This window comes from Streptomyces sp. URMC 127, from assembly GCF_051386535.1.
Lineage (GTDB): Bacteria > Actinomycetota > Actinomycetes > Streptomycetales > Streptomycetaceae > Streptomyces.
In genome coordinates this window covers 1-7,022 of record NZ_JBPQTW010000293.1, presented here as the reverse complement: position 1 = coordinate 7,022, position 7,022 = coordinate 1, and the positions used below count along the sequence as shown (strand labels likewise).

6 protein-coding genes are annotated in these 7,022 nt (G+C 71.1%); all 6 read left to right on the top strand.

The window, feature by feature from the left end; genetic code table 11:
- The first annotated feature begins 210 nt into the window (after window positions 1-210).
- The 6 genes from eno to ACSNOH_RS32255 all read left to right on the top strand — a co-directional run bounded on the left by eno (window position 211) and on the right by ACSNOH_RS32255 (window position 6,987).
- Complete coding sequence (gene eno / locus ACSNOH_RS32280) at window positions 211-1,500, top strand: phosphopyruvate hydratase (protein WP_436725006.1); 1,290 nt, start codon at window positions 211-213, stop codon at window positions 1,498-1,500.
- Window positions 1,501-1,675: 175 nt separating this feature from the next.
- Window positions 1,676-2,140: an FtsB family cell division protein gene (locus ACSNOH_RS32275; protein WP_030365176.1), complete on the top strand. Its 465-nt coding sequence runs from the start codon at window positions 1,676-1,678 to the stop codon at window positions 2,138-2,140.
- An 81-nt stretch (window positions 2,141-2,221) separates the two neighbouring features.
- A complete protein-coding gene (locus ACSNOH_RS32270) occupies window positions 2,222-2,764 on the top strand; it encodes a DUF501 domain-containing protein (protein ID WP_436725005.1) in 543 nt (180 codons plus the stop codon).
- Window positions 2,761-3,702 carry a Ppx/GppA phosphatase family protein gene (locus ACSNOH_RS32265; protein WP_436725004.1) on the top strand — a complete coding sequence of 314 codons (942 nt, stop codon included), beginning with the start codon at window positions 2,761-2,763 and terminating at the stop codon, window positions 3,700-3,702. The genes ACSNOH_RS32270 and ACSNOH_RS32265 overlap by 4 nt, the downstream gene beginning before the upstream one ends.
- Window positions 3,703-4,082: 380 nt before the next feature.
- Complete coding sequence (locus ACSNOH_RS32260) at window positions 4,083-5,474, top strand: NAD(P)/FAD-dependent oxidoreductase (protein WP_436725003.1); 1,392 nt, start codon at window positions 4,083-4,085, stop codon at window positions 5,472-5,474.
- A 196-nt stretch (window positions 5,475-5,670) separates the two neighbouring features.
- The gene (locus ACSNOH_RS32255) at window positions 5,671-6,987 is read left to right on the top strand and encodes a class I SAM-dependent methyltransferase (RefSeq protein ID WP_436725002.1); all 1,317 of its coding nucleotides are present in this window, start codon (window positions 5,671-5,673) and stop codon (window positions 6,985-6,987) included.
- The last annotated feature ends 35 nt before the right edge of the window (window positions 6,988-7,022 follow it).

The following is a 7,022-nucleotide window of genomic DNA, read 5'->3' as shown; positions in this document are numbered from 1 at the left end:
CCCCCCCCCCCCCCCCCCCCCCCGCCCCTCTTTGCCGTTTTACGGGACATTCCGCACTCTTCATGCGATCGCGCTCGTTGCGCTGTTTTTGCGGATTTTAGGGATTTTTCGGTTTTCTCGGGCCGGAAACACGATCCAACGGCGAGGTGAGCCTCCGGCGCCCGTTAGGCTCGTGCTGCAGAACCTCAGACACACACGAAGGAGACCCTCGTGCCGTCCATCGACGTCGTCGTAGCTCGCGAGATCCTCGACTCGCGAGGCAACCCCACGGTCGAGGTCGAGGTCGGCCTCGACGACGGCTCCACGGGCCGTGCCGCCGTGCCGTCCGGCGCCTCCACCGGCGCCTTCGAGGCCATCGAGCTCCGCGACGGTGACAAGAACCGTTACCTGGGCAAGGGCGTCGAGAAGGCCGTCCTGGCCGTCATCGAGCAGATCGGCCCGGAGCTCGTCGGCTACGACGCCACCGAGCAGCGCCTGATCGACCAGGCCATGTTCGACCTGGACGCCACCGACAACAAGGGCTCGCTCGGCGCCAACGCCATCCTGGGCGTCTCCCTCGCCGTCGCGCACGCCGCCTCCGAGGCGTCCGACCTGCCGCTCTTCCGCTACCTCGGCGGCCCGAACGCGCACCTGCTGCCCGTTCCGATGATGAACATCCTGAACGGCGGCTCGCACGCCGACTCCAACGTGGACATCCAGGAGTTCATGATCGCGCCGATCGGCGCCGAGTCCTTCTCCGAGGCCCTGCGCTGGGGCACCGAGGTCTACCACACCCTCAAGTCGGTCCTGAAGGCCAAGGGCCTGTCCACCGGCCTGGGCGACGAGGGCGGCTTCGCCCCGAACCTCGGCTCCAACCGCGAGGCCCTCGACCTCATCCTCGAGGCCATCAAGCAGGCCGGCTACACCCCCGGCCAGGACATCGCGCTCGCGCTCGACGTGGCCGCCTCCGAGTTCTACAAGGACGGCGTCTACAAGTTCGAGGGCCAGGACCGCACGGCCGCCGAGATGACCGAGTACTACGCCGAGCTCGTCGAGGCCTACCCGCTGGTCTCCATCGAGGACCCGCTGTTCGAGGACGACTGGGACGGCTGGAAGACCATCACCGAGAAGCTCGGCGACAAGGTCCAGCTCGTCGGCGACGACCTGTTCGTCACCAACCCCGAGCGCCTCGGCCGCGGCATCGAGGAGGGCGCCGCCAACGCCCTGCTGGTCAAGGTCAACCAGATCGGCTCGCTGACCGAGACCCTCGACGCCGTCGAGCTCGCCCAGCGCAACGGCTTCAAGTGCATGATGTCGCACCGCTCCGGCGAGACCGAGGACGTCACCATCGCCGACCTGGCCGTCGCCACCAACTGCGGCCAGATCAAGACCGGCGCCCCGGCCCGCTCCGAGCGCGTCGCCAAGTACAACCAGCTCCTGCGCATCGAGGAGATCCTCGACGACGCCGCGGTCTACGCCGGCCGCAGCGCCTTCCCGCGGTTTCGCTCTGCGAACCAGTAAAAGCAGCAAGGGCTGACCGACGCCTCAAGGGCTGACAGCTGCAGGGCCGGTGCCCGCGGGCTGACACGGCCTCAGAACCGCAGCCTCACCACGTCCCCGGCCACGGTCCCGTACCGTGGCCGGGGACGTACGTTCGTAGCGGGACTGCGGGCGACCAGGACCTCGGGGAGGCGAAGTGGCGGCGGACCGTTCCACCGCGACCAGGCTCAGGGCACTCGGCTCGGTGCTCGTCCAGGGCCCCACGGCCCGCGTCTACCGCGCCCGGGGCCCGCGCCGCAGCCGGCTGACCGGCCGCGCGGCGCTGCTGGCGCTCGTCGTGTGCTCGCTGGTCGTCGCCCTCGCCTACCCCATGCGCCAGTGGGTCACCCAGCGCTCCGACATCGCCGACCAGCGCCGCCAGTCCGAGCGCGCCCGCGAGCAGGTGCAGCGGCTGGAGGACGAGAAGGCCCGCCTGGAGGACCCGGCGTACGTCGAGCAGCAGGCGCGCGAGCACCTGCACTACCTGCGCCCCGGCGAGACGGGCTACAGCGTGGTCGACGGCAGCGGCACCGCCCGCCGGCCCCGCGACCAGGGCGCCGCCGACCGCCCCTGGTACAGCAACCTGTGGGACGGTGTGGACGCCGCGGACACCCCGCGCTGACGCCCCCGCCCCCCGCCCCACTCCTTGACGAAGGCCGCCGACACCGGCCGACAACCGAGCGAAGACGACACGAGCGAGCACATGGACACCCCTCCGCCCCAGACCGAGCCCACCGAGCCCACCGCCGCCGACATCGAGGCGTTCAAGGAGCAGCTGGGCCGCCCGCCGCGCGGGCTGCGCGCCATCGCCCACCGCTGCCCCTGCGGCCAGCCGGACGTGGTCGAGACCGCCCCTCGCCTGCCGGACGGCACGCCCTTCCCGACGACGTACTACCTGACCTGCCCGCGCGCCGCCTCCGCGATCGGCACGCTGGAGGGGTCGGGCCTGATGAAGGAGATGCAGGACCGGCTGGCGACCGACCCGGAGCTCGCCGCCGCCTACCGCGCCGCCCACGAGGACTACCTCCGCCGCCGCGACGCGATCGAGGTCCTGGAGGGCTTCCCGAGCGCGGGCGGCATGCCCGACCGCGTCAAGTGCCTGCACGTGCTGGTGGGTCACTCGCTGGTGGCCGGCCCGGGCGTGAACCCGTTCGGCGACGAGGCGCTGGCGCTGCTGCCCGAGTGGTGGGCCAAGGGCCCGTGCGTGACCCCGTGCGCCGCGCCGGACGGGGGTGAGGGGAAGTGACCCGCGTCGCCGCCGTCGACTGCGGCACGAACTCGATCCGCCTGCTCGTCGCCGATCTCGACGCGGAGACCGGTGCGTTCACCGAGCTCGACCGCCGGATGACGATCGTCCGTCTGGGGCAGGGCGTGGACCGCACGGGCCGGCTGGCGGATGCGGCCCTGGAGCGTACGTTCGCGGCCTGCCGGGAGTTCGCGGAGGTCATCCGCGACCTGAAGGCCGAGCGGGTGCGCTTCGTCGCCACCTCCGCCTCGCGCGACGCGGAGAACCGCGCGGACTTCGTGCGCGGCGTGGTGGAGATCCTGGGCGTGGAGCCCGAGGTGATCAGCGGTGACCAGGAGGCCGAGTTCTCCTTCACCGGCGCCACCAAGGAGCTGGCCGGCCGTCAGGACCTGGCCAAGCCCTTCCTGGTGGTCGACATCGGCGGCGGCTCGACCGAGTTCGTCGTCGGCGAGGAGCACGTGCGGGCGGCGCGCAGCGTCGACGTCGGCTGCGTGCGCATGACGGAGCGCCATCTCGTCGCGGACGGCGTGGTGGTGGACCCGCCGACGCCGGAGCGCATCGCCGCGATACGCGAGGACGTCGAGGCCGCGCTGGACCTGGCCGAGGAGACCGTCCCCCTGGAAGAGGCCCGTACGCTCGTCGGCCTCGCGGGCTCGGTGACCACGGTCGCGGCGATCGCGCTGGGCCTGGCGGACTACGACTGGACGCGCATCCACCACGCGCGGATCTCCCTGGAGCAGGTCCGGGAGATCACCGGGCGGCTGCTCGCCTCGACGCACGAGGAGCGCGCGGCGATCCCCGTGATGCACCCCGGCCGGGTCGATGTGATCGGTGCCGGAGCGCTCGTCCTGCAGGCGGTCATGGAGCGCGTGGGCGCCCAGGAGGTCGTCGTCAGCGAACACGACATTCTGGACGGAATCGCCTGGTCCATCGCCTGAGAAGGCGCCCTGTGAAGGCCCCTGCGGGGGCCTCCGGGAAAAAGTTCGTGAAATCCTTCACATGAAAAAAGGGAGCGTTGGCGGCGCGAAGGGGCCCGTTGGGCCCTTCCGGGGCCCCCAGGGGCCCCCGCGGCGCGATGCCGTCCGGTTTCGGGCGGGTTAAAGGGACGCTTATGTGATCGCCGCCGCGGCAGTGGTCTAGTCAACCTGACGCCCACAAGGCCAGTTCAACGGGGGTTCCCAACGCATCCGGAGCGCGAGTGGTTCCCTTGCATGCATATGGCATGGGTCACGGTGGCGGCGGAGTGTAGCAGATACCCCCCGATCCCTTGTGAAGGGGCGCACGAGCACCCCCGCGCAGAGTGCTGGATACTCGAATCATGAGCACCACGGAGCGTCCACGGATCCTCGTAGTAGGCGGTGGGTACGTCGGCCTGTACGCGGCGCGCCGCATCCTCAAGAAGATGCGGTACGGCGAGGCGACCGTCACGGTCGTCGACCCGCGTTCGTACATGACCTACCAGCCCTTCCTGCCCGAAGCAGCTGCCGGCAGCATCTCCCCCCGCCACGTCGTGGTGCCGCTGCGACGCGTGCTCCCCAAGGCGGAGGTCCTCACCGGCCGCGTCACCACCATCGACCAGGACCGCAAGGTCGCCACCGTCGCGCCGCTCGTCGGCGAGGCGTACGAGCTGCCCTTCGACTACCTGATCGTTACGCTCGGCGCCGTCTCCCGCACCTTCCCGATCCCCGGCCTCGCCGAGAACGGCATCGGCATGAAGGGCGTCGAGGAGGCCATCGGCCTGCGCAACCACGTCCTGGAGCAGCTCGACAAGGCCGACTCCACGACCGACGAGGAGATCCGCCGCAAGGCGCTGACCTTCGTCTTCATCGGCGGCGGCTTCGCGGGTGCGGAGACCATCGGCGAGGTCGAGGACATGGCGCGCGACGCCGCCAAGTACTACCCCAACGTCAAGCGCGAGGACATGCGGTTCGTCCTCGTCGACGCCGCCGACAAGATCCTCCCCGAGGTCGGCCCCAAGCTCGGCGCCTACGGCAAGGCGCACCTGGAGAGCCGCGGCATCGAGATCCACCTCTCGACGTCCATGGACTCCTGCGTCGACGGCCACGTCGTGCTGAAGAACGGCCTCGAGGTCGACTCCAACACGATCGTGTGGACCGCGGGCGTCAAGCCCAACCCGGCGCTGGCCCGCTTCGGCCTGCCGCTCGGTCCGCGCGGCCACGTCGACACCCTCCCGACCCTCCAGGTCAAGGGCACCGACTACATCTGGGCCGCGGGCGACAACGCCCAGGTGCCCGACCTCGTCGGCCGCGCCGCGGGCAACGAGAACGCCTGGTGCCCGCCGAACGCCCAGCACGCGCTGCGCCAGGCCAAGGTCCTCGGCGACAACGTCATCTCGGCGATGCGGGGCTTCTCGGCCGCGCAGACCGAGTACAAGCACGCCAACAAGGGTGCCGTGGCGGGCCTCGGCCTCCACAAGGGCGTGGCGATGATCGTCATGGGCAAGATGAAGATCAAGCTCAAGGGCCGTCTCGCCTGGTACATGCACCGCGGCTACCACGGTCTGGCCATGCCGACCTGGAACCGGAAGATCCGCGTCTTTGCGGACTGGACCCTCGGCATGTTCCTCAAGCGCGAGGTCGTCTCCCTGCGCGCCATGGAGAACCCCCGCGAGGAGTTCTACGAGGCCGCGAAGCCGGCCCCCCAGCCGAAGGCCGACTCCGTTCCGTCGGAGAAGGCGAAGGCCTCCTAACAGCGGCTGCGGCATCGGCCGCGGTCAACCAGTCGGCAACGGCGTCCACCAATCCGTGGGGTGGACGCCGTTTGCCGTATGTCCGGCCACCCACAGTTGATCTAATCTGACTGAACGGGACTACCGTGCCGACTCTTGGTGTTTAGGTGTCAGTTGAACGTTTCTCCTGACCTTGCATCATGGAGGTGTGTGCGACATGGCCGACGCCGCTCGACGGCTCACCGCGCTCGCGGAAGAGGTTCTGGGGGCTCCGCTCCCGCTCCGGGTCCGCGCCTGGGACCGCAGCGAGTACGGCCCGCCGGGCACCGCCGACACTCCCGTGCTGGTCATCCGCCGCCGCCGGGCCCTGCGCCGGCTGCTGTGGAAGCCGGGCGAGCTGGGCCTCGCCCGCGCCTGGGTCGCGGGCGACATCGACGTCGAGGGCGATCTCTACGAGGCGCTCGACCTCCTGGCCGGCTCCCTCTGGGAGCGCGGCGAGGGCACGCCCCGCTCCGGCCTCGCCGCCCTCCTCGCGGCCGTGCGCGACCCGCGCCTGCGCGCCGCGGGCGGTGAGCTCGTGAAGCTCGCCGGCCCCGGGCTGCCGCCCCGGCCGCCCCGCGAGGAGGCCCGCAGGACGAGCGGCCCGCTGCACACCCTGCGCCGCGACAAGCAGTCCATCAGCCACCACTACGACGTCGGCAACACCTTCTACGAGCGGGTCCTCGGCCCCTCGATGGTGTACTCCTGCGCGTACTGGGAGAGCCCGCAGTCCACCCTTGAGGACGCCCAGCGCGCCAAGCTCGACCTCGTCTGCCGCAAGCTCGCCCTCGAACCCGGGCAGCGGCTCCTCGACGTCGGCTGCGGCTGGGGCTCGATGGTGCTGCACGCGGCCCGCGAGTACGGGGTGAGCGCCGTCGGCATCACCCTCTCCGAGGAACAGGCCGCCTACGCCCGCAAGCGCGTCGCCGAGGCGGGCCTCACGGACCGCATCGAGATCCGCGTGCAGGACTACCGCGAGATCTCCGACGGCCCCTTCGACGCGATCTCCTCCATCGGCATGGCCGAGCACGTCGGCTCCGCCCGCTACGCCGAGTACGCCGCCGACGTCTACGCCCTGCTGAAGCCCGGCGGCCGGCTGCTCAACCACCAGATCGCCCGCCGCCCGCTGAAGGACGAGGAGGCGTACGAGGTCGACGAGTTCATCGACCGCTACGTCTTCCCCGACGGCGAGCTCGCCCCCGTCGGCCGCACCGTCGCCCAGCTGGAGGAGGCCGGGTTCGAGGTGCGCGACGTGGAATCGCTGCGCGAGCACTACGCCCTGACGCTGCGCCAGTGGGTCGCCAACCTCCAGGAGCACTGGTCGGAGGCCGTCGGCCTCACCTCGGCGGGCCGCGCCCGGGTCTGGCGGCTCTACATGGCCGCCTCCGCCCTGTCCTTCGAGCGGAACAGGATCGGCGTCAACCAGGTGCTGGCCGTCCGCACGCCCGGGTCGGGGGCGTCGGGCATGCCGCTGCGGGCGCGCGACTGGCGCTGAACGCGGCGCGGGGGGGGGGGGGGGGGGGGGGGGCG

Coding starts and splice junctions, on each gene's coding strand:
- ACSNOH_RS32270 (WP_436725005.1), top strand. CDS start 2,222: ATGGACACCCCTCCGCCCCAGACCGAGCCCACCGAGCCCACCGCCGCC.
- ACSNOH_RS32255 (WP_436725002.1), top strand. CDS start 5,671: ATGGCCGACGCCGCTCGACGGCTCACCGCGCTCGCGGAAGAGGTTCTG.
- ACSNOH_RS32260 (WP_436725003.1), top strand. CDS start 4,083: ATGAGCACCACGGAGCGTCCACGGATCCTCGTAGTAGGCGGTGGGTAC.